Source organism: Mesorhizobium sp. B1-1-1 (assembly GCF_006442955.1).
GTDB lineage: Bacteria > Pseudomonadota > Alphaproteobacteria > Rhizobiales > Rhizobiaceae > Mesorhizobium.
Map to the genome: position 1 here is coordinate 13,683 of NZ_VFWW01000007.1, position 22,374 is coordinate 36,056.

Sequence of the window (22,374 nt, forward strand, 5' to 3'; positions counted from 1 at the left end):
GATCGACCCTCCCCACAAGGGGGAGGGTGAAGCCACCGCCACGCTCAAGTAATCACGCTCGGCTTGTCGCGGCCGGTATGGCTCCTGATTCCCGCGATGTCATCCGCTGCTGCGATCAGATCGGCGAGCGCCTTCTGCGTATCGAGATCGTGCCTGGCCTTGTCCGGCTCGTAGCGCTCGATGTAGACGCGCAAGGTGGCGCCCGAGGTGCCCGTGCCGGAAAGCCGGAAGACGACGCGCGAGCCGCCTTCGAACAGCACCCTGATGCCTTGATGCTCGCTCACCGAACCGTCGACCGGATCGTGATAGGTGAAGTCGTCGGCATTGGCGATCTTCAGGCCGCGCACGCTGGTGCCCGGCAGCGAGCCAAGCTTTGCGCGCAGTTCATCGACCAGCGCATTGGCGCGCCCGCTCTCGACTTCCTCGTAATCATGGCGCGAATAATAGTTTCGGCCGTAGGTCGCCCAGTGCTCGGTAACGATCTGCTTACAGCTCTCGCCGCGCGCGGCGAGGATGTTGAGCCACAAAAGCACGGCCCACAGGCCGTCCTTCTCGCGCACATGGTTGGAGCCGGTGCCCGCACTTTCCTCGCCGCAGATCGTCGCCATGCCGGCGTCGAGCAAATTGCCGAAGAATTTCCAGCCGGTCGGCGTCTCATACATGCCAATGCCGAGTTTTTCGGCGACGCGGTCGGCGGCCCCACTGGTCGGCATCGAGCGCGCAATGCCCTTCAGGCCTTCCTTGTAGCCCGGCGCCAGGCGGGCGTTGGCGGCGAGCATGGCGACAGAATCCGACGGGGTGACGAAAATGCCCTTGCCGATGATCAAATTGCGGTCGCCGTCACCGTCGGAAGCGGCACCGAAATCCGGGGCGTCCGGTCCCATCATCTCGTCATAGAGATGTTTGGCATGGACCAGGTTCGGATCCGGATGGTGGCCGCCGAAATCCGGCAGCGGCTTGAAGTTGCGGCAGGTGCCGTCGGGCGCGCCAAGCCGGTGTTCGAGGATCTCCTTGGCGTAGGGGCCGGTCACCGCGTGCATGGCGTCGAAGCGCATGCGAAAACCCGACTTGAACAGTTTGCGCAGCGCGTCGAAATCGAACAGGCTTTCCATCAGCTCGGCATAGTCGACGACCGGATCGATGATCTCGACCGTCATGCCGGCGGCCTTGACGGTGCCGATCGCGTCGATGTCGATCGGATCGATGTCGACGGTCTTGAAGCTGGAGATCGCCTTGGTCCTGGCGAAGATCGCATCGGTCAGCTTTTCCGGCGCCGGGCCGCCATTGCCGGCATTGTACTTGATGCCGAAATCCTCGTGCGGGCCGCCCGGATTGTGGCTGGCCGACAGGATGATGCCGCCGAACGTCTTGTATTTGCGGATGACATGCGAAGCGGCCGGCGTCGACAAGATGCCGCCCTGCCCGACCATCACCTTGCCAAACCCGTTGGCGGCGGCCATGGCGATGGCCTTCTGGATGACCTCGCGATTGTAGAAGCGGCCGTCGCCGCCGATCACCAGGGTCTCGCCCTTGAACCCGTCCAGCGCGTCGAAGATCGACTGGATGAAGTTCTCGGCATAGTGCTCCTGCTGGAATACAGGCACCTTCTTGCGCAGCCCCGAAGTGCCGGGCTTCTGGTCGGAATAGGGTTTGGTGGGAACGGTGCGTATCATGCTTCAAGCAACCCTTTTCGAAAGCAGCAGGCGATAGAGTTCAACGTATTTGTCAGCGCTTCGGTCCCAGGACAGGTCGGTCTTCATGCCCTGGCGCTGGATGGCCTCGAAGATCGCGGGGCTGGCATGGGCCTCGGCCAGGCGGCGGATGGCATGAAGCAGCGCGCCGCCGTCGCTGGGCGCGAACTGGAACCCGGTCGCCACGCCGGCGGCAATCGCCGCCTCGTTGGCGTCGATGATGGTGTCGGCGAGCCCCCCGGTGCGGGCGACCACCGGCACGCAGCCATAGCGCAGGCCATAAAGCTGCGTCAGTCCACAAGGCTCGAAGCGCGACGGGATGACGATGGCGTCGCAGCCGCCCTGCATGACGTGAGACAGGCCTTCGTCATACCCCACGACGACGCCTATGCGGCCGCGGTGGCGTGCGGCGGCGGCGAGCAGCGCGCCTTCGAGGCCGGCATCGCCCGAACCCAGAATAGCCAACCGCGCGCCCGTCGCAACGATGCCGTCGACCGCCGTCGCCAGTATGTCCATGCCCTTCTGCCAGGTCAGGCGGCTAACGACGCAGACGATCGGGCTACCGTCGCGATCGAGCCCGAAACGGCCCTCGACAGCGGCCCTGTTGGGCGCGCGCGCCTTGAGCGAGGCGGCTGTATAGTTCGACACCAGATGCTTGTCGGTCTCCGGGTTCCAGATGGCGGTGTCGATGCCGTTGACGATGCCATAGAGATCGCTGGAGCGCATGTTGATCAGGCCGTCGAGACCCATGCCGAATTCCGGTGAGCGGATTTCCTGCGCATAGGTCGGGCTGACGGTGGTGATTGCCCAGGCAGCCTGCAGGCCGGCCTTGAGGAAGCCGACGCCGCCATAATATTCCACGCCGTCAAGCGCCATCGCCGCCGTCGGCAGTCCGAGTTCGCCGAAGATGCCGGCGCCGAACTGCCCCTGGAAGGCGAGGTTGTGGACAGTCATCATCGACGGTGTGCCGACCGCCTTGCCATAGCGCATATAGGCCAGCGTCATCGCCGACTGCCAGTCATGGGCATGCACGATATCGGGCATGTAACCGGAGATGGCACCGCCGGCGATGTCGGCGCCGGCTTGGCTGAGCGCTGCGAAACGGCGCCAATTGTCCGGCCAATCGGCACCCGCGGCATTGCCATAAGGACCGCCGGGACGATCGAACAGATGCGGCGCATCGAGCACGAAAAGATCGAGCCCGGCAAGCTGGACAGAATGGACCGAAGCCTTGCCGCCCTGCAGCAGCGGATACTTGTAGACAGACTTTTTCTTCTTGAAGGCGTCCATCACCATGGGAAAACCGGGAATAAGCGTGCGCATCGTCACGCCTTTGGCGGCCAGCGCGACGGGCAGCGCGCCGGTCACATCGGCAAGCCCGCCGGTCTTGATCAGCGGAAAGATCTCTGGCGTGACCGACAGAACCTGCATGCGCTTACCGAACCGCTCCTGGTGCATGTAGCCCAAACCGTGCAGCGGTTCTGGGGCAAGGACATGCACAAACCACCCTAAAGTGACAGCTTGTTGATCAACCCGATCGGATTGACAACTTGTTGATCAAACTGATCAGGTTGACAACTTGTTGATCATGTCCTGCGTGATCAGGCAGATGCCCTTTTCCGAAACGCGGAAGCGCTTGGCGTCGAGCACGGGATCCTCACCGACCACCAGCCCTTCCGGTATCCTTACACCGTGGTCGATGACGACGCGCTTCAACGTTGCGTTCCGGCCGACATGAACGTCGGGCAGCATGACGACCTCTTCCAGCGTCGAGTAGGAATTGATGCGCGCGCCGGTGAAGATCAGGCTTTTGCGGAGCGTCGCGCCCGAGACGATGCAGTCGCCCGACACAAGCGAGGACACGGCCGAACCGCGCCGTCCATCCTCGTCATGCACGAACTTCGCCGGCGGCTTCAACTCGGCATAGGTCCAGATCGGCCAGTCGCGATCGTAGAGGTCGAGTTCGGGCGTCACGTCGGTCAGGTCGATATTGGCTTCCCAATAGGCATCGACGGTGCCGACATCGCGCCAGTAGGCCTCATTTTCCGCGGTCGAGCGCACGCAGGACTTGGCGAAGCGGTGGGCGATCGCCTTACCGTGCTCGACGATATAGGGGATGATGTCCTTGCCGAAGTCGCGGCTCGAGCCGGGCTCGGCCGCGTCGCGGCGCAACTGCTCCATCAGGAACTTGGTCTTGAACACGTAGATGCCCATCGAGGCCAGGGCAAACTCGGGCCTGTCTGGAATGCCGGGAGGGTCGGCCGGCTTCTCGACGAAGGCGATGATGTTGTCCTTGGCATCGACATGCATGACGCCGAAGCCCGTGGCCTCCATGCGCGGCACTTCGAGGCAGCCGACGGTGACATCGGCGCCGGCGTCGACATGCTGGCGCAGCATCAGCTCGTAGTCCATCTTGTAGATGTGATCGCCGGCGAGGATGACCATGTATTCGGGGCCATAGGCCTCGATGATGTCGATGTTCTGGTAGACCGCGTCGGCCGTGCCTTCATACCACTGGGTTTCCGACACGCGCTGGCTGGCCGGCAGGATATCGAAGCTTTCGTTTCGTTCGGGCCGCAGGAAGTTCCAGCCGCGCTGCAAATGACGGATCAGCGAATGCGCCTTGTATTGGGTGGCAACCCCAAGGCGGCGGATGCCGGAGTTGAGGGCGTTGGAGAGCGCGAAATCGATGATGCGCGTCTTGCCGCCGAAATAGACTGCCGGCTTGGCGCGCCGGTCGGTCAGTTCCTTGAGGCGGCTGCCGCGCCCGCCGGCCAGCACATAGGCCATGGCGTCGCGGGCCAGCGGCTGGGTTCGTTTCGAGTTTGCCATTTTCTACCCTCCCAAGTTACCCGGTCTCGACATGGCTTGTTCCGCGACCAGTTCAAGCATGATCGTCGACAGCGGCGGCAAGAGCATCGTTGCGGAGATGCCCCCTTCCTCCGCCCGCGCTTCGACGGCGCCGCCATTGCCCTTGCCGGATCCGCCATATTCGGAAGCGTCCGTGTTGATGATCTCGCGCCATGTGCCGGCTTTCGGCAGCGGCACGCGGTAGTTGTCGCGCGGCACCGGCGTGAAATTGGAGATGATCGCGACCGGATTGCCTCCCGGCGCGCTGCGCAGCCAGGCGAAGACGGAATTCTGGCTGTCGTCGACGATCAGCCAGGAAAAGCCCTCCGGCTCGCAGTCGCGGCCGTGCAGGGCCGGTCGCGAGCGGTAGAGATAGTTGAGGTCGCGCACCACCTGCCAGACACCGCGATGCGAGCGGAAATCGAGAAGATTCCAGTCGAGCGCGCGCGCCTCGCTCCATTCGCGGCGCTGCGCGAACTCCTGGCCCATGAACAGCAGCTTCTTGCCGGGGTAGCCCCACATGAAAGCGTAGTAGGCGCGCAATGTCGCGAATTTCTGCCAGTCGTCGCCGGCCATCTTGCCAAGCAGCGTGCCTTTGCCGTGCACGACCTCGTCATGCGAGAGCGGCAGCACGAAATTCTCCGAGAAGGCATAGACCAGGCCGAAGGTAAGGTCGTTGTGGTGGTGTTTGCGGAAGATCGGCTCCCTGGAAAAATACTCCAGCGTGTCGTGCATGAAGCCCATGTTCCACTTGAAGCCGAAGCCCAGCCCGCCTTCATGGACCGGCGCCGAGACCTTCGGCCACGAGGTCGATTCCTCGGCGATGGTCATGACGCCCGGATGGTGGCCGTAGAGCTCCTTGTTCATCTTCTGCAGGAAGCTGACCGCCTCGAGGTTCTCGCGGCCGCCCTTCTCGTTAGGAATCCATTCGCCTGCCTTGCGCGAATAATCGAGGTAGAGCATCGAGGCGACCGCGTCGACGCGCAGGCCGTCGACATGATATTTTTCGGCCCAGAACAGTGCGTTGTTGACCAGGAAAGACACCACTTCGCGGCGACCGAAATTATAGATCGCCGTGTTCCAGTCGGGATGAAAACCCTGGCGCGGATCGGCATGCTCGTAGAGCGCGGTGCCGTCGAAATGGACAAGGCCGTGCTCGTCGACCGGAAAATGCGCCGGCACCCAGTCGAGGATGACGCCGACGCCGGCACGGTGGGCGCCGTCGACAAAGCGGGCAAAGCCGGCCGGGTCGCCAAAGCGCGCCGATGGCGCATAGAGGCCTGTCGTCTGGTAGCCCCAGGAGGGATCATAGGGATGTTCGGAGATCGGCATGAACTCGATGTGGGTGAAGCCGGTCTCGACGACATAGGGGATCAGCCGGTCGGCCAGTTCATCCCATGACAGAAACGTTCCATCGTCGCGAAGCTGCCAGGAGCCGGCATGGACCTCGTAGATGGAGATGGCCTCGCGCCGGGGATCGGCATTGCGCCAGAAACTGCGATGCGCCTCGTCGCCCCATTGATGGGCGGGCGACGCAGCGGTCACCGACGCGGTCGCCGGGCGCAGTTCGGACTTGAAGGCAAACGGATCGGCCTTCAGCGGCAATCTCACGCCATCGGGGCCGATGATCTCGTACTTGTAGGGCCTGCCGGCGCCGATATCGGGGATGAATACCTCCCAGATGCCGGTGTCGCGGCGGTCGCGCATCGAATGGCGGCGGCCGTCCCAGTCGTTGAAATCGCCGACCACCGAGACGCGCCTTGCATTGGGGGCCCAGACGGCGAAATGCACTCCGGTGGCGCCTTCGTGCTCGATGACATGCGCGCCGAGCTTGTCGAACAGCCTCAGATGCGAGCCCTCGGCAATGTAGTAATCGTCCATCGGACCGAGCACCGGGCCAAAAGAATAGGGATCCGTCAACCACCAGTCGCCCCCGGCATTCCTGGCGTGATAGCGCAATGGCTGGCGCTTCTTGATCGACAGCTTGCCTTCGAAAAAGCCGCCATCGTCACGCCTGGACAGTTCACCAGCAATCATGCCGGTCAGCGTATAGGCGGTGACGAACTCCGCATGCGGAACGAAACAGCGGGCAAACAGGTTCTTGCCCACCTCATGGACGCCGAGGACCGCAAACGGATTGCCGTGCGTGCCGGCGACAATCGCCGCGACATCGCTGGCCGGGGCCGATCCGTCCGGCCCGCTTGTCGCAGCGGTCGCGCGCGGTTTCCTCATCGGGCAGTGTCCCTCCCCGGGCACCAAATGTTTGTTTTAAGGTATAAATTCGGCGTTTGAACTCACACCCCGGACTACATCGTTCGTGGCCTCATGCAATCACATCAGGCAGGTACGTTCCAGATGTCTTTCGCGTATTGGCGGATCGTGCGATCGGAAGAGAACCAGCCGACGCGCGCGACGTTGCGGATTGCCCTGGCGTACCAGTCCGGACTGTTGCGCCAGACGGCGTCGACGTCTCGCTGGCAAGTGGCATAGGCGTCGAAATCCGCCGCGACCATGAACCAGTCGCTGTCGTAGAGACCATTGATGAGATCGCGGTAGCGGTTGGGATCATCGGGCGAAAAGACGCCCGATGAAACGGCCGCGAGCGCCTGCGACAGTTCGGGCGATGCCTCGATGACGCCACGCGGATCGTAGCCATTGTTGCGGCGCTCGGCGACCTCCGCCGTGGTCAGGCCGAAGATGAAGATGTTGTCGTCGCCGACGCACTCCTTGATTTCGACATTGGCGCCGTCGAGCGTGCCAATGGTCAGCGCGCCGTTCAGCGCGAACTTCATGTTGCCGGTGCCCGAAGCCTCCATGCCGGCGGTCGATATCTGCTCGGAGAGGTCGGCGGCCGGCATCATGATCTCGGCGAGGCTGACATTGTAGTTCGGCACGAACACCACCTTGAGCAAGCCGCGAACGGCCGGATCGCGGTTGATGACCCTGGCAACGTCGTTGGCCAGTTTGATGATCAGCTTGGCATTGTGGTAGCTGGGCGCCGCCTTGCCGCCGAAGAATTTCACGCGCGGCATCCAGTCGCGCTCCGGGTGCGAGCGGATCTGGTCGTAGAGCGCGACCGCCTCGAGGATGTTCAGGAGTTGGCGCTTGTATTCGTGGATGCGCTTGACCTGGATGTCGAACAGCGCCGAGGGATCAAGCCTGATGCCGAGCCGGTCGGCGACGAGATTGGCCAACTTCACCTTGTTCTGCCGCTTCACTCCGGCGAATTTTTCGCGGAAAGCGGTATCGGCGGCAAAGGCATCGAGCCCCTTGATGGCGTCGATGTCATCCAGGAAGCGGTCGCCGATCGCCTCGCGGGCGAGTGCGGTCAGACCTGGGTTGCACTGGATCAGCCAGCGCCGCGGCGTGATGCCGTTGGTCTTGTTGTTGATGCGGTCGGGATAAAGCGTGTGCAGGTCGGCGAACACCGTTTCCTTCATGAGCTCGGTGTGCAGCGCAGAGACCCCATTGATCGAATGCGAGCCGACGAAGGCGAGATTGCCCATGCGCACGCGACGGTCGCCATTCTCCTGGATCAGCGAGATGCGGCTGATCTGCTCGCCGGAGAACTGATTGGTGGCGCGCGCCTCGAGCAGCACCTGCGCATTGATGGCGTAGACGATCTGCATGTGGCGCGGCAAAAGCCGCTCGAACAGCGGCACCGGCCAGCTTTCCAACGCCTCCGGCAGCAGCGTGTGGTTGGTATAGCCGAAGGTGCGTTTGGTGGTGTCCCAGGCCTGGTCGAAATCCATGCCGTGGACGTCCATCAGGAGGCGCATCAGCTCCGGCACGGCGATCGCCGGATGGGTGTCATTGAGGTGGATTGCCGCCTTGTCGGGCAGCGACTTCAGGTCGCCATATTGACTGAGATGCCGCTGCACGATGTCCTGCAAAGAGGCGGTGGAGAAAAAATATTCCTGCCGCAGCCTGAGTTCCTGCCCTGCCATGTGGGAATCGGCGGGATAGAGCACGCGCGACAACGCGTCGGCCTTGTTGCTTTCGGCGAGTGCGCCGATGTGGTCGCCAGCATTGAACTTGTCGAGCAGGATCGGATCGACCGGCATGCCCGACCAAAGCCGCAAGGTGTTGACGCGGTTCCCCCGCCAGCCGACGACGGGTGTGTCGTAGGCGACGGCCAGCACATGCTCGGTCGGCTTCCAGACATGGCGTTCCAGCCGGCCATCCCTGGTGGTGACCGATTCCACCGAGCCGCCGAACCCGACCTCGAACGACCGTTCGCGGCGTTCGAACTCCCAGGGATTGCCGTGATCGAGCCAGGTCTCGGGCAATTCCACCTGCCAGCCGTCATGGATCTCCTGGCGGAACATGCCGTTGGCGTAGCGGATACCGTAGCCATGCGCGGGAATATCGACGGTGGCCATGCTTTCCATGAAGCAGGCGGCGAGCCGGCCGAGGCCGCCATTGCCAAGTGCTGCATCCGGCTCAAGCGTGGCGATGAGGTCGAGTTCCACACCCAGCGACGACAACGCCTCGCGCATGTTCTCCATCAGGCCGAGATTGGAGAAGGCGTCACGCATCAGGCGGCCGATGAGGAACTCCAGCGAGAGGTAATAGACGCGCTTTTCCTGCTGGGCGTAGGCCTCTTTCGTCGCCTGCATCCAGCGATCGACGATGCGGTCGCGCACGACCTTGATCGAGGCGGTCAGCCAATCGTACTGGGTGGCGACGGTGGTGTCCTTGCCGACCCTGTATTTGAGGGCCATCAAGACTTCTCTTGCGAGCGTCTTAGGGTCGGGATTTTCAAGCAGTGGCGGGAGGGGATCGGATGTCATCGTGCGTGTCATGCTGCCTCTCGTGCGGTTGCCACGATCATACCGGCTTTCATCATTCATCCCAGCCCATGCTACCGCATTGCAAAAAACGTTCAATCGATTTAAATAAGCCGGAGGTGACTTACCCAGCGGCAATTTGGCAGTTCAGGCCGCCAGCGCCGCCTCCGGCGGCGTCTTTGCCCCGGTCATGAAGGCGACGGCATCGGACATTGTATGTTGTTTGGGATCGATGACGCACAGCCGACGACCCAGCCGATGGATGTGGATGCGGTCTGCCACTTCGAAGACATGCGGCATGTTGTGCGAGATCAGCACGATCGGCAGGCCGCGCTTCTTCACGTCGAGGATGAGTTCCAGCACGCGGCGGCTTTCCTTGACGCCAAGTGCTGCCGTCGGCTCGTCCATGATGACCATCTTGGAGCCGAAAGCGGCGGCGCGCGCCACTGCCACGCCCTGGCGCTGGCCGCCCGACAGCGTCTCCACCGCCTGGCTGATGTTCTGGATGGTCATCAGGCCGAGTTCAGTCAGCTTGTCGCGGGCGCGCTTTTCCATCGCCGGACGGTCGAGCATGCGAAGCCATTGGCCGACAAAGCCGGGCTTGCGGATCTCGCGGCCGAGAAACATGTTGTCGGCGATCGACAGCGCCGGGGACAGCGCCAGGTTCTGGTAGACGGTCTCGATGCCGGCTTCGCGAGCCTCCATGGGCGACTTGAAGGCGACCGGTTTGCCCTCAAGCCGGATTTCGCCTTCATCGGGCACCACAGCGCCTGAAATCGCCTTGATGAGCGACGACTTGCCGGCGCCGTTGTCACCGATAACAGCGAGGATTTCGCCGGGGTAGAGGTCGAAATCGGCATTGTCCAAGGCGGTGACGCGGCCGTAGCGCTTGACCAGTCCACGAGCGGTGAGGATAGGGTCCTGGGTCATGCCGAAACCTTTCTGATCCATTGATCGACCGCCACGGCGCCGATGATCAGCACGCCGGTGAGCAGCACCTTCCATTGCGGATCGGCACCCAGCATGTTGAGGCCCATGGAGACGACACCGACGATCATCGCGCCGAACAGCGTGCCAAGGATCGAGCCGCGGCCGCCGAAAAGAGAAATACCGCCGATCACCGTGGCGGTGATCGCCTGCAGATTGTAGTCGGTCACGGCGGCCGACGGCGAGATCGACCCATTGCGGCCGATGGAGACCCAGGCGGCGAAAGCGGCGATCAGCCCGGCCAGGGTATAGACCGTCATGAGCACCTTCTTGGTCTGGATACCCGACAGTTTCGCCGCCTCCTGGTCGTCGCCGACGGCGTAGACATGGCGGCCCCATGCCGTGTGATTGAGCACGTACCAAAGGAGCAGCACGAGCGCGACCATCGCAATCACGCCGGCCGTCAGCACAGCGGTGCCGACCTTGAAGCTGAGCGCGAACAGATGCAGCAGCGGCGCCTGAACGTCGACGTCGGTGTCGCGGATCGTCTCATTGGCCGAATAAATGAAGTTCGTCGCCATGACGATGTTCCAGGTGCCGAGTGTCACGATGAATGGCGGCAGTTTCATGTAGGCGACAAGCACCCCGTTGAGCAGCCCGCAGGCAGCACCCGCGGCAAGTCCGATCGCTACGGCAAGGACGCTCGGCAGGCCGTAGCTGACGGCGCAATTGCCCATGATCACGGCCGAAATCACCATGATGACGCCAATCGAAAGGTCGATGCCGGCGGTGAGGATGACCAGGGTCTGGGCGGCACCCAAAATGCCGACGATGGCGATCTGCTGCAGGATCAGCGTCAGCGTGTAGGACGAGAAGAAACGCCCGCCAATGGTGAGGCCGAACACGATGATCGCCAGGACCAGAACGATCAGCGGCACCGCGGCTGGCGTCGAATGCAGAAAATGCTGGATGCGTCTGACCGCCGATTTATGCTCGTCAAACGCGGCAACGCTCGTGTCGCTGCCTGAGAGAACCTTCTCGAATTCCTGAGCTTGAGACATGTTTCCTCCCCGTAGGGTATCAGCCACGCGGCGACACCCGTCCACGCCTTTCCGGTCTCCTGCCGGGATTGTTCGCGGTCACGCGACCATCGTCCACCCGAAGCGGCCGGGGATCAAGTCCGGCCGCTCCGTTTTTCGTTGCCAGTCAGACCGGCATCAGCCCCAGCACTTGGCGAGGCCTTCCTTGGTGTCGATGGACTTCACGCCATTGGCCGGCTTGTCGGTCACCAGATTGACGCCGGTGTCGAAGAAGTTCTTGCCTTCGGTCGGCTTCGGCTTGGTGCCGTCCTTGGCGAAGTTGGCGATGGCCTCGATGCCGAGCGCCGCCATCTGCAGCGGATATTGCTGCGATGTCGCGCCGATGACGCCTTCGGCCACCGACTTCACGCCGGGGCAGCCGCCATCAACGGAGACGATCAGCACCTGGCTTTCCAGGCCGACGGCCTTGAGCGCCTGATAGGCGCCGACCGCGGCCGGCTCGTTGATGGTGTGGATGACGTTGATGGTGTTGTCCTTCTGCAGAAGGTTCTCCATCGCCTTGCGGCCGCCCTCCTCATTGCCGTTGGTGACGTCATGGCCGACGATGCGCGCGTCATCCTCGTCGCCGATCTTGTTAGGATCCTTCACGTCGATGCCGTAGCCCATCATGAAGCCCTGGTCGCGCAGCACGTCCACGGTCGGTTGCGAGGGGGTCAGGTCGAGAAAGCCGATCTTGGCGTCCTTGGCCTTGTCGCCGAGCGTCGCGGCGGCCCAGGCGCCGATCAGCTTGCCGGCCTCCAAATTGTCGGTGGCAAAGGTCGCGTCGGCGGCGTCGATCGGATCGAGCGGCGTGTCGAGCGCGATCACCAGCAGGCCGGCGTCACGCGCCTTCTTCACGGTCGGCACGATGCCCTTGGTGTCGGACGCGGTAATGAGGATGCCCTTGGCGCCGTCGGCGATGCAGCTCTCGATCGCCGCGACCTGGCTTTCGCTGTCGCCGTCGATCTTGCCGGCATAAGTCTTGAGGTCGACACCAAGCTCCTTGGCCTTGGCGGTCGCACCCTCCTTCATCTTGACAAAGAAGGGATTGGTGTCGGTCTTGGTGATCAGGCAGGCGCCGACACCGGCCGCGGATGCGGACGAGGCGAATGCCATCAGGCCCAGAGCGGCCGCCGCAAAAACGGTGGACTTCAACAGTTTTGTATTGGTCACGATTTTCCTCCCAGTGGAACATTCCGGATGCCGGCCAACCGGCATCCGTACGGCATCCAAGCAACCTCTCCCGGTGGGATGCCTGCCTCAAATGACACCAGACCAATCTCTCTGTCAATAATTAAATCACTCTTATTTATTATTGACAGCCTTGCGCCGTTCGCACATTCTGTTCCAAAAGCCTCGAGGGGAAATGACGGGAGGAACAGGGGTGGAGACGGCCACTGCCAGGCATGGTTCGCCCGAGGCGAATGAGAGCCTTATTCACCGTGGTACCAACCAGAGCGGCATGCGGGACCACAATGAGCGGCTGGTGCTGTCGCTGGTGCGCCAGCATGGCAGCCTGGCGAAGTCCGACATCGCCCGCATGACCGGACTGTCGGCGCAAACCGTCTCCGTGATCATGCGCGAGCTCGAGGAGGAAAGCTTGCTGCTGCGGCAGGCGCCGCTGCGCGGCAAGATCGGCCAGCCCTCCATCCCCATGGCGCTCAATCCCGAAGGCGCGTTCTTCATCGGCCTGAAGATCGGCCGCCGCAGCGCCGAACTCGTGCTGATCGATTTCCTCGGCAATGTACGTTCGATGCTGCAGCATTCCTACCGCTACCCTGCCCCGCGCGAGACGGTGGAATTCGTCACATCAGGCATGAAGAAGATGCGTGGCGAGCTTTCGCCCGCGCAGGACAAACGCATAGCGGGACTCGGCATCGCCATGCCGTTCGAGCTCTGGAACTGGGCCGATACCGCCGGCGCGCCGCGCGACGTCATGGACGAATGGCGCCATCGCGATATCCGCGCCGACATCCAGGCGCAATGCGATTTTCCGGTCTATCTGCAGAACGACGCCACTTCGGCCTGCGGCGCGGAACTGGTCTTCGGCCAGGCAGGCGCCCCGCGTGATTTCGTCTATTTCTATATCGGCGCCTTTGCCGGCGGCGGCATCGTCCTCAACGGGCGGCTCTTTGGCGGCCCGACCGGCAACGCCGGCGCGCTGGGCTCCATGCCGGTGCCCGGACCGGAGGGAAAGCCGACCCAATTGATCGACGTGGCTTCGATCGCCATGCTCGAAAAAGCGCTCAATGCACGTGGCGTCGAGGCTTCGCATCTGTGGACGTCGCCCGAGGACTGGGGCGAGATCGGCGCCGAGCTCGACGACTGGATTACAAACGCCTCGCGGGCGCTCGCCTATGCCATCGTCGCGGCATCGTCCGTCATCGACTTCGAGGCGGCGGTGATCGACGGCTGGATGCCGACGCAGGTGCGCCGCAGGCTGGTCGACGCCGTCATCGCAACCATCGACACGGTCGATGCCGAGGGATTGAAACTGCCAAACGTCCGCGAAGGCACCGTCGGTATTCACGCGCGCGCTCTCGGGGGCGCCAGCCTGCCACTATCCGAGCGCTTCCTGATCGGTTCGACCACGATTTCCAGGAGCATCTGAATGCTGATCGGAATTCCGGCGCTGCTCGGTCCGGAGCTTCTGGCGATCCTGCGTGCGATGGGGCATGGCGACGAAATCGCCCTGGTCGATGGAAACTACCCGGCCGAAGAGCAGGCAAAGCGGCTGGTGCGGGCCGACGGCCACCATCTCATTCCGGTGCTGGACGCCATATTGAGCGTGCTGCCCGTCGATGACGTCGTGCCGGAGGCGCTGTTTCGCGCCTCGGCCAAGGGCGACCCCTCGCTCGCCGATCCCGTGCATCATGAAATCGAAGTGCTGTGTGCAAAACGCGCGCCCGGGCGCAAGGTGGTTGCGCTGGCCGGTGCCGACTTCTATGCACGCGTCAGGGCCGCGCACGCCATCGTCGCGACCAGCGAACCCAGGCTCTACGCCAACATCATCATCCGCAAGGGCGTGATCCATCCGCCGGAGACGACAAGACAATGATCCTTTGCTGCGGCGAGGCCCTGATCGATATGCTGCCGCGCACGACGACGGAGGGAGAACGGGCCTTCGCACCCTATGTCGGCGGCGCGGTGTTCAACACCGCCATTGCGCTCGGCCGGCTGGGCGCTCCTGCCAGCTTCTTCTCGGGCCTGTCGTCGGACCTGTTCGGCGGCCAGCTCCGCGAAGCGCTCGGGGCGAGCAAGGTCAGTTCCACCTATGCGCACACTTCGCCCCGGCCGACGACGCTCGCCTTCGTGCGGCTGAACGATGGCCAGGCAACCTACACTTTCTACGACGAGAACACCGCCGGGCGCATGCTGACCGGCGAGGATCTGCCGCAACTTGGTCCGGAGATCGAGGCCATGCTGTTCGGCGCCATCAGCCTTATTTCGGACCCGGCGGGGGCCGCCTACGAGGAATTGATGAAGCGCGAGCATGGTCGTCGCGTCATGATGCTCGACCCCAACATCCGGCCGAACTTCATCCCGGACAAGGCAAAGCATCTGAAGCGTATCCGCGAGATGATGGCGATGGCCGATATCGTGAAACTCTCGGATGAAGATCTTCACTGGTTCGACGAAGCCGGCTCGCACGAGGACGTCGTGCGCAACTGGCTCGACCGCGGACCCAAGCTGATCGTCGTCACCCATGGCAGCGAAGGCGCCGTCGGCTACACCAGGGACCACACGGTCAGCGTAACGCCGCGAAAAGTCGAGGTGGTCGATACGGTCGGCGCCGGTGATACGTTCAATGCCGGCATCCTCGCCTCGCTGCATGAGCAGGGCCGGCTAACGAAAGCGGCGATTTCAGGCCTTTCCGAGGACGCCATCCGTGCGGCCCTGACACTCGGCGCCAAAGCGGCGGCGGTGACGGTATCGCGGGCCGGCGCCAATCCGCCCTGGCGCCATGAGATCGCCTGAGTGGCGCGCCAGAGGAAACGAATCCAAATTAACAGGTTCCTTGGAACCTTCGCCGGCGCGCTGTTGATGAGGCAGTAAAGAAAACCCGCCTGTGCGGCGGGTCCTTGGCGCAACTCAGCACCATAGGCAGATATGTAGCACAGTTGCCTTCACCCCGTCAAGAAAAAATTCCTATCTTCGGATAGTTGCCGCACTGCGGACTGGCCGTTCTCAGGCCTTGGCTGACCCAAGTTCGGGCCGTGGTAAGGCCCAACATGGATTGAGCCGGCCGATCACTTTATGTTTAGCAGGGTCGACTCTGGGGTTATAAGGCCGTAATTGCGCCGCACGAATCCCGGATTTCCGGCGTCCGGCTGACCGACACCGAAAAATGCGGTAACAGACTGCCACGACCGGGCAATTTGTCGCTCCGCGCGCCCGGCTTTCTCGGCAGGCGCAATTCTGGTACCAGCGGGTCGAGGCCAGACCGCCCGGTTAAAATCGTTTGAGGACGACATGCAGTTCATCGATCTTGGCGCACAGCGCGAACGAATCCGCGACCGGCTGAAGGCCGCGGTCGACCATGTCGTCGAGGACGGCCGCTATATCCTCGGTCCCCAGGTAGCCGAATTCGAGAAAAAGCTCGCCGCCTATGTCGGCGTCAAGCACGTCGTGGCCTGCGCCAACGGCACCGACGCACTGCTTTTGCCGCTGTTCGCCGCCGGGATCGGCCCGGGCGATGCCGTGTTCGTTCCGAGCTTCACCTTTGCCGCCACGGCGGAAGTGGTGGCGCTGGCCAAGGCCGAGCCGGTTTTCGTCGACGTCGATCCCAAGACCTACAACATCGACATCGCCAGCCTCGAGGCGGCGATCACGATGATCAAGAAAGAAGGCCGGCTGAAGCCCAGGGCGATCATTCCGGTCGACCTCTTCGGCCTTGCCGCCGACTACGATGCCATCATGGCGATCGCCCACCGAGAAGGCCTGATGGTGATCGAGGATGCCGCCCAATCGATGGGCGGTTCGGCGGACGGCAAGATGTGCGGGTCGTTAGGCACGGTCGGCTCGACCAGTTTCTATCCGGCGAAGCCGCTCGGCTGCTACGGCGACGGCGGAGCGATGTTCACCAACGACGACGCCTTGGCCGACAAGCTGCGCTCCTTCGCCTTCCACGGCAAGGGCGAGACGCAATATGACAACATCCGGGTCGGCATCAATTCACGGCTCGACACGCTGCAGGCCGCGATCCTGATCGAAAAGCTCGCCATTCTCGAGGACGAGATGGTTGCCCGGCAAATGGTGGCGAACCGTTATGCCGAAGGGCTTGCTGATGTCGTCACGGCAGCCCGCAACCTGGACGGCAGCCGCTCGGCCTGGGCGCAATACGCCATCGAGACGCCCAAGCGCGACGGGCTGAAGGCTCATCTCGGCGAAAAAGGCATTCCGTCGGTCATCTACTATGTGAAGCCGCTGCACGAGCAGATCGCCTATCGCGACTATCCGAGAACGCCGACCGGCCTTGCCGTATCCGAGCAATTGCCCAAGCGCATCCTGTGCCTGCCGATGCATCCCTATCTCAGCGAAGCCGATCAGGACCGGATCATCGAGACGATCCGCAACTATATCGGATCGAACTCGGCGCAGGCCGCGGCCGAGTAACCAGCCGGCTTCAGGCGGAGCTTGCCCCTGCCCTGCCGCTGGCGATGAAATGCGGATTGGCAAAATCCGCATCGCCGCCCTGGTCTCGCTTGCCATACATCAAGGGCTGTCCATCCAACGTGCGCGTGATGCCGCCCGCGGCGCGCAGCACGGCATCGCCGGCTGCGGTATCCCACTCCATGGTACGACCGAAGCGCGGATAAATGTCTGCCTCGCCATTGGCGACCAGACAGAATTTCAGCGACGAGCCGACAGAGACGATCTCGGCGATGCCTAGGTCACGAATATAGGCTTCGGTTTCGGGCGTGTTGTGGGAGCGGCTCGCAACCACCGCCAGCGGCGTCGCAGCCGCCCTCACCGAAATCGGCCGGCGAGAGACGATGCGGAAGTCGCCATCTATTTCGAGGAATTCCGCCTTGCCCGGCAGCCCGGAAAAGAACCGGCCCGTGCAGGGCGCGAAAACGACGCCGACTTCCGGCACGCCGTGGCGGACAAGCGCGATGTTGACGGTGAAATCGGTGCGGCGATTGACGAATTCCTTGGTGCCGTCCAGCGGATCGATCAGGAAGAAAGCCCCGTCCAGGTCCGGCGGCACGATGCCGGCGGATGCTTCCTCCTCGGCCACGCAGGGAATGTCGGGAAAGGCCGCACGCAATCCGGCCAGAATGATCTTCTCGCTCTCGCGGTCCGCCTCGGTCACCGGCGAGGAATCTGATTTCTGGTCGACCGCGCAGCCGGCGTGGAACACACGCATGACCTCGCGGCCGGCCGCCAAAGCGAGCCCCTCGAAAATTTCGAGCATCGACCTGTCGTCAGATGCCGCCGCCATTGTCGTATTGGTCTTCGGCAATGTCACGCTCGTTCAGCCAGTGTTCCAGGGCATCTACCATCTCCTCGGCCGATTTGCCGAGCGTCTTCAGATGGATTTCCGGTTTTTCCGGCGCTTCGTAAGGCGAGTCGACACCGGTGAAATTCTTGATCTCGCCATTGAGCGCGCGGGCGTAGAGGCCTTTCGGGTCACGCCTGGCGCATTCCTCGAACGGCGTGTCGACGAACACTTCGACGAACTCGCCTTCGGCCATCAATTCGCGGGCCATGCGCCGCTCGGCGCTGAAAGGCGAAATGAAGGAAACGATGACGATCAGCCCTGCATCGGCCATGAGGCGGGCCACTTCGGCGACGCGGCGGATGTTTTCGACGCGGTCGGCGTCGGTAAAGCCGAGATCGCGGTTGAGGCCGTGGCGGACATTGTCGCCGTCGAGAATGTAGGTATGGCGCCCGGAGGCAAACAGCTTCTTCTCGAACAGGTTGGCGATGGTCGATTTGCCCGAGCCGGACAGCCCGGTGAACCAGAACACGGCGGGCCGCTGGTTCTTGATGTCGGCACGTACCCGCTTGCCGACATCGAGCGATTGCCAATGGATGTTCTCGGCACGGCGCAGCGAATGCAGGATCATGCCGGCGCCGACCGTGGCGTTGCTGATGCGGTCGATCAGGATGAACGCGCCGGTTGTACGGTTCTCGGCGAAGGTGTCGAAAGCGATCGGCGTGCGCGTCGAGATGTTGCAGATGCCCACTTCGTTCATCTCGAGCGACTTGGCAGCTTCACGGGCAAAGTCATTGACATTGACCCGATATTTCAAATCGGTGACGGTAGCGCTGGTCTGGTCGGTCTCGGTGCGCAGGATATAGGAGCGGCCCGGCAGCAGCGCATGTTCGTCGAACCAGACGATGTTGGCGGCGAACTGGTCGGCGACCTGCGGGCGTGCGGCAGGCGCCACCAGCATGTTGCCCCTGGAAATCTCGACCTCGTCATCGAGGACAAGCGTGATGGCCTGGCCGGCCACGGCCTGGGCGAGGTCGCCACCCTGCGCGACGATGCGCCTGACGCGGGAGGATTTGCCCGATTTGGCGACGACGACCTCGTCGCCTTGCGAGATCGCGCCCGAGGCGATCGTTCCGGCGAAGCCGCGAAAATCGAGATTGGGGCGGTTGACGTACTGCACCGGAAAACGGAACGGTAACTCGGCCGCGGCCTCGTCGACCGAAACGGTTTCGAGATGTTCGATCAGCGTCGGGCCGGAATACCATTCCATCCTGTCGGAGCGGCCGGTGACGTTGTCGCCGTAGCGCGCCGACATCGGGATCGGCACGATGGTCTCAAAGCCGAGATCGCGCGAAAACTGCTGATAGTCCTGCGTGATCCGGTCGAAGACCGCCCGATCGAAATCGACGAGATCGATCTTGTTGACGGCTAGCACGATATGGCGGATGCCGAGCAGCGAGGCGATGATCGAGTGGCGCCTGGTCTGGCGCAGCACGCCTTGCCGCGCATCGATCAGCACGATTGCCAGGTCGGCGGTGGACGCGCCGGTCGCCATGTTACGCGTGTACTGCTCGTGGCCGGGCGTGTCGGCGACAATGAATTTGCGCTTTGGCGTGGCGAAGAAGCGATAGGCGACGTCGATGGTGATGCCTTGCTCGCGCTCGGCTTCGAGACCGTCGACCAGCAGTGCGAAATCGATGTCGTCGCCGGTCGTGCCGTGCTTGCGCGAATCGCGTTCGAGCGCGGCAAGCTGGTCCTCGAAAATCTGCTTGGTGTCGGAGAGCAGACGGCCGATCAGCGTCGACTTGCCATCGTCGACGGAGCCGCAGGTGAGGAAGCGCAGCAGCGACTTCTTCTCCTGCGCCGCCAGATAATCGCGGACGCCGTCGGTAGGTGCGAGGCTCTTTGCCATGATGTGGCGCATGGTCAGAAATACCCCTCGCGCTTCTTCTTTTCCATCGAGCCGGCTTCGTCCCGGTCGATCAGGCGGCCCTGCCGTTCGGAGGTGCGCGCGGTCAGCATCTCGCCGACGATAGCTTCCAGCGTGTCTGCTTCCGATTCGATGGCGCCGGTCAGCGGGTAGCAGCCGAGCGTGCGGAAGCGCACCAGCCGATTCTCGATCGCCTCACCGGGGCGCAATTTCATGCGATCGTCGTCCTTGAGGATGAGCATGCCATCGCGTTCCACGACCGGCCGCTGCTTGGCGAAATAGAGCGGCACGATCGGGATGTTCTCCTGCAGGATGTACTGCCAGATGTCGAGCTCGGTCCAGTTGGACAGCGGAAAGACGCGGATCGATTCACCCGTGGCGATGCGGGTGTTGAAGATCTTCCACATTTCGGGACGCTGGTTCTTCGGATCCCAGACATGCTGGGCGTTGCGGAAGGAAAAGATGCGCTCCTTGGCGCGCGATTTTTCCTCGTCGCGGCGGGCGCCGCCAAAGGCGGCATCGAAACCGTATTTGTCGAGCGCCTGGCGCAGCGCCACGGTCTTCATCACATGGGTGTGCGTGTTCGAGCCATGATCGAAGGGATTGATGTTGTCGCGCACGCCATCCTGGTTGACGTGAACCAGGAGATCGAAACCGAGTTTTTGCGCCATCTGATCGCGAAAGGCGATCATCTCGCGAAATTTCCAGGTTGTGTCGACATGAAGGAACGGAAAGGGCGGCTTGGCGGGATAGAATGCCTTCATCGCCAGGTGCATCAGCACGGACGAATCCTTGCCTACGGAATAGAGCATGACCGGCTTGGCGAAGGCGGCCGCGACTTCACGGAATATGTGGATTGACTCGGCCTCAAGCCGCTGCAGGTGCGTAAGCGCTGTTGTCATGGCCTGTCTAGCGTTCTCTCGTGCCTTCCGACAGAAGACCTGGCATCAAATCATCGGGCTTCCCGCCCGGTTCAAGCTTGCTTCTGGACAATGTTATTCTTCCGGGCGTTCTAGCAGATCGCCGCTGCCCAGAACAATGCAAGACGCGCCTGGCAAGGAGTGGTTCGGGAATGAATTTTCCATCCATGCGTCAAAATGCGGAAATTCCTGCTTGTCACGCCGCCGGCTGAGAAAATGCGGGGGAAAAAATTGCTTGATGAAAAGCACGCAGTCTTCGCCGCGCCCAAATCCGATCGTCTGCCAGCGACTACCGATTTTCGGTGGCAATCGGCCTTGATGCACTTTCAGAAAAAGACCCAAGCCGCTATACCGGCCCCTGAAAGCGGGCAGATGCACGATGCGACACGGGCAATTTCGGCAGGGCTATGTTCGCCGCCGTCAGACAATCCGCCGTGTGAAGCGTCCGAGAATGGTGAGCCGCCCTTGAGCCAGCTTTCATCGATAAGACGGCAGTTCTCGCCCGCGCGGATCAATATCTATTTTTCCATCGCTTGCTTCTTTTTTCCACCGGTCCTGGGGTCTGTGGTGAGCTTCGTGTTCAACGGCGGCGGCCTGTGGTCGGTTCTTTTGATCGCCTCGAAAAAGAGGCGCTTCAACATCGACCGGGCGATGATGGCGCTCACGATCGCGATCTATGCCTATTGCGCGGCAAATCTCCTGGCTTCGCTCGCCAATAACGCAATTGTCAGGGATGCGCCGCATCTGATCCCGCTCGTCACCTTCCTGTTTTTCCCCCTCTCCTATTCAACCTGGAGCATTACGCAGAAAACAACCCTTGTCCGGATCATAATCCTCAGCAGCATGGCCGCCTGTTTCGTCGCGCTGCTGTTGGCGATCATCCAGCAATATTGGATCGGGATGAGGGCGGAGGGCGGAGCGGGAAATGCGATCGTGTTCGCCACGGTCGTCTGCCTTGCAGTGATGGCCTGCGTGGCCGGTGCCCTGTCGGGCATCGAAAGGCACAAGAGTGCGCTGATCTGCGCAGCGCTCGGCGGAACGATCGCCATCATCTATTCCGGCACGCGTATCATCTGGCTGGCGCTGCTGATTTCCGGCATTGCCGTGCTGTTGATCAACCAGCATTGGCTGAAAGGGAAGAATGCCGTCCGTCTGCTGCTTCTGATGGCGGCGATCGGCGTCGCGGTCGCCGCTATCGGATTCCATACGATATCCGACAGATTTGATTTTCTGCGCTCTGATTGGGACGCGCTTGGGGCGCACGGCAATTCCGACACCTCGCTTGGAATACGTGTTGCCCTCTGGGACATCGGCCTGAAGGCATTTCGCGACATGCCCTTGTTCGGACACGGAGTGGGCGCCAACCAGCTCTTGATCAGGCAGGGCTTCCAAGACCTGTTCGCGAAAACGGCAGGTTTCAATCATTTCCACAATGGCTTCCTGACGGCATTGGTACAGGCGGGCATCCTGGGCGCCGTGACTTTGGCGGCGATCTTTGTCGTCGCCGGCAGAGACGCCGCCCTGGTCCTGCGCAACAGCGCCGACCCGATCGAGCGCTTTGGCGCCACCATGGTCGTCGTCATGGTGATCACCTACCTGACGGCTGGGATGACAGGCATCCTGATCGGCCAAGACATCCTGGATTCGGTGTTCATGGTCTTCCTGGTATCCGGGACCTATCTTGCGTCGGGACGTCAGGCCCCGTTGCCGGAAGAGATGCCGCTTCCGCCAGTCACGCAATAGCG

Annotated in this window: 16 protein-coding genes; 5 read left to right on the plus strand and 11 right to left on the minus strand. The window is 62.4% G+C overall.

The features are described 5' to 3' along the window. Positions 1-44 precede the first annotated feature (44 nt). From FJ986_RS15410 to FJ986_RS15445, 8 genes are all read right to left on the minus strand, one after another. The gene (locus FJ986_RS15410; protein WP_140514918.1) at positions 45-1,673 is read right to left on the minus strand and encodes an alpha-D-glucose phosphate-specific phosphoglucomutase; all 1,629 of its coding nucleotides are present in this window, start codon (positions 1,671-1,673) and stop codon (positions 45-47) included. Positions 1,674-1,676: 3 nt separating this feature from the next. Further along, positions 1,677-3,122, minus strand: coding sequence for a glycogen synthase GlgA (glgA, locus tag FJ986_RS15415; RefSeq protein ID WP_140494814.1), 1,446 nt, complete (start codon positions 3,120-3,122; stop codon positions 1,677-1,679). A gap of 135 nt (positions 3,123-3,257) precedes the next feature. Further along, positions 3,258-4,523 (minus strand): glucose-1-phosphate adenylyltransferase, encoded by a 1,266-nt coding sequence (gene glgC / locus FJ986_RS15420; RefSeq protein WP_140655831.1) that lies wholly within the window; start codon positions 4,521-4,523, stop codon positions 3,258-3,260. Positions 4,524-4,526: 3 nt separating this feature from the next. Next, positions 4,527-6,773 carry a 1,4-alpha-glucan branching protein GlgB gene (gene glgB / locus FJ986_RS15425; protein ID WP_140564227.1) on the minus strand — a complete coding sequence of 749 codons (2,247 nt, stop codon included), beginning with the start codon at positions 6,771-6,773 and terminating at the stop codon, positions 4,527-4,529. Between the two features lie 104 nt (positions 6,774-6,877). Beyond that, a complete protein-coding gene (locus tag FJ986_RS15430; protein ID WP_140624492.1) occupies positions 6,878-9,346 on the minus strand; it encodes a glycogen/starch/alpha-glucan phosphorylase in 2,469 nt (822 codons plus the stop codon). 132 nt (positions 9,347-9,478) lie between these two features. Next, positions 9,479-10,261, minus strand: a complete 783-nt coding sequence (locus FJ986_RS15435; protein WP_140495053.1) for an ATP-binding cassette domain-containing protein — start codon at positions 10,259-10,261, stop codon at positions 9,479-9,481. Then, on the minus strand, positions 10,258-11,319 hold the full coding sequence (locus FJ986_RS15440; RefSeq protein WP_140494823.1) for an ABC transporter permease: 1,062 nt from the start codon (positions 11,317-11,319) through the stop codon (positions 10,258-10,260). Before FJ986_RS15440 ends, FJ986_RS15435 begins: the two co-directional genes overlap by 4 nt. Before the next feature lie 156 nt (positions 11,320-11,475). Continuing rightward, on the minus strand, positions 11,476-12,492 hold the full coding sequence (locus FJ986_RS15445; RefSeq protein WP_181165177.1) for a sugar ABC transporter substrate-binding protein: 1,017 nt from the start codon (positions 12,490-12,492) through the stop codon (positions 11,476-11,478). Between the two features lie 229 nt (positions 12,493-12,721). Between FJ986_RS15445 and FJ986_RS15450 the strand changes: the two genes are divergently transcribed. The 4 genes from FJ986_RS15450 (at position 12,722) to FJ986_RS15465 (ending at position 16,953) form a co-directional block, all read left to right on the plus strand. Beyond that, positions 12,722-13,948: an ROK family protein gene (locus FJ986_RS15450; protein ID WP_140520761.1), complete on the plus strand. Its 1,227-nt coding sequence runs from the start codon at positions 12,722-12,724 to the stop codon at positions 13,946-13,948. Then, positions 13,949-14,395 (plus strand): RbsD/FucU domain-containing protein, encoded by a 447-nt coding sequence (locus tag FJ986_RS15455; RefSeq protein ID WP_140514913.1) that lies wholly within the window; start codon positions 13,949-13,951, stop codon positions 14,393-14,395. Continuing rightward, positions 14,392-15,315 carry a carbohydrate kinase gene (locus tag FJ986_RS15460; RefSeq protein ID WP_140494831.1) on the plus strand — a complete coding sequence of 308 codons (924 nt, stop codon included), beginning with the start codon at positions 14,392-14,394 and terminating at the stop codon, positions 15,313-15,315. The genes FJ986_RS15455 and FJ986_RS15460 overlap by 4 nt, the downstream gene beginning before the upstream one ends. 495 nt (positions 15,316-15,810) lie before the next feature. Next, positions 15,811-16,953, plus strand: coding sequence for a DegT/DnrJ/EryC1/StrS aminotransferase family protein (locus tag FJ986_RS15465; RefSeq protein ID WP_140520762.1), 1,143 nt, complete (start codon positions 15,811-15,813; stop codon positions 16,951-16,953). A 10-nt stretch (positions 16,954-16,963) separates the two neighbouring features. Here the strand turns inward: FJ986_RS15465 and cysQ are convergent, their stop codons facing one another. Genes cysQ through cysD form a run of 3 tightly spaced genes read right to left on the minus strand, consistent with a single transcriptional unit; the run spans position 16,964 to position 20,611 of the window. Beyond that, on the minus strand, positions 16,964-17,755 hold the full coding sequence (gene cysQ / locus FJ986_RS15470) for a 3'(2'),5'-bisphosphate nucleotidase CysQ (protein WP_181165144.1): 792 nt from the start codon (positions 17,753-17,755) through the stop codon (positions 16,964-16,966). Between the two features lie 10 nt (positions 17,756-17,765). Further along, positions 17,766-19,703: a sulfate adenylyltransferase subunit CysN gene (gene cysN, locus FJ986_RS15475; RefSeq protein ID WP_181167645.1), complete on the minus strand. Its 1,938-nt coding sequence runs from the start codon at positions 19,701-19,703 to the stop codon at positions 17,766-17,768. Between the two features lie 2 nt (positions 19,704-19,705). Further along, entirely contained in the window at positions 19,706-20,611 is a 906-nt protein-coding gene (gene cysD, locus FJ986_RS15480) for a sulfate adenylyltransferase subunit CysD (protein WP_140494839.1), read from the minus strand. 483 nt (positions 20,612-21,094) lie between these two features. Here cysD and FJ986_RS15485 point away from each other — a divergent pair, with 483 nt between their 5' ends. Next, on the plus strand, positions 21,095-22,372 hold the full coding sequence (locus tag FJ986_RS15485) for an O-antigen ligase (protein WP_140675187.1): 1,278 nt from the start codon (positions 21,095-21,097) through the stop codon (positions 22,370-22,372). Positions 22,373-22,374 lie beyond the last annotated feature (2 nt).

Coding starts and splice junctions, on each gene's coding strand:
- FJ986_RS15410 (WP_140514918.1), bottom strand. CDS start 1,673: ATGATACGCACCGTTCCCACCAAACCCTATTCCGACCAGAAGCCCGGC.
- glgA (WP_140494814.1), bottom strand. CDS start 3,122: ATGCAGGTTCTGTCGGTCACGCCAGAGATCTTTCCGCTGATCAAGACC.
- glgC (WP_140655831.1), bottom strand. CDS start 4,523: ATGGCAAACTCGAAACGAACCCAGCCGCTGGCCCGCGACGCCATGGCC.
- glgB (WP_140564227.1), bottom strand. CDS start 6,773: ATGAGGAAACCGCGCGCGACCGCTGCGACAAGCGGGCCGGACGGATCG.
- FJ986_RS15430 (WP_140624492.1), bottom strand. CDS start 9,346: ATGACACGCACGATGACATCCGATCCCCTCCCGCCACTGCTTGAAAAT.
- FJ986_RS15435 (WP_140495053.1), bottom strand. CDS start 10,261: ATGACCCAGGACCCTATCCTCACCGCTCGTGGACTGGTCAAGCGCTAC.
- FJ986_RS15440 (WP_140494823.1), bottom strand. CDS start 11,319: ATGTCTCAAGCTCAGGAATTCGAGAAGGTTCTCTCAGGCAGCGACACG.
- FJ986_RS15455 (WP_140514913.1), top strand. CDS start 13,949: ATGCTGATCGGAATTCCGGCGCTGCTCGGTCCGGAGCTTCTGGCGATC.
- FJ986_RS15460 (WP_140494831.1), top strand. CDS start 14,392: ATGATCCTTTGCTGCGGCGAGGCCCTGATCGATATGCTGCCGCGCACG.
- FJ986_RS15465 (WP_140520762.1), top strand. CDS start 15,811: ATGCAGTTCATCGATCTTGGCGCACAGCGCGAACGAATCCGCGACCGG.
- cysQ (WP_181165144.1), bottom strand. CDS start 17,755: ATGCTCGAAATTTTCGAGGGGCTCGCTTTGGCGGCCGGCCGCGAGGTC.
- cysN (WP_181167645.1), bottom strand. CDS start 19,703: ATGCGCCACATCATGGCAAAGAGCCTCGCACCTACCGACGGCGTCCGC.
- cysD (WP_140494839.1), bottom strand. CDS start 20,611: ATGACAACAGCGCTTACGCACCTGCAGCGGCTTGAGGCCGAGTCAATC.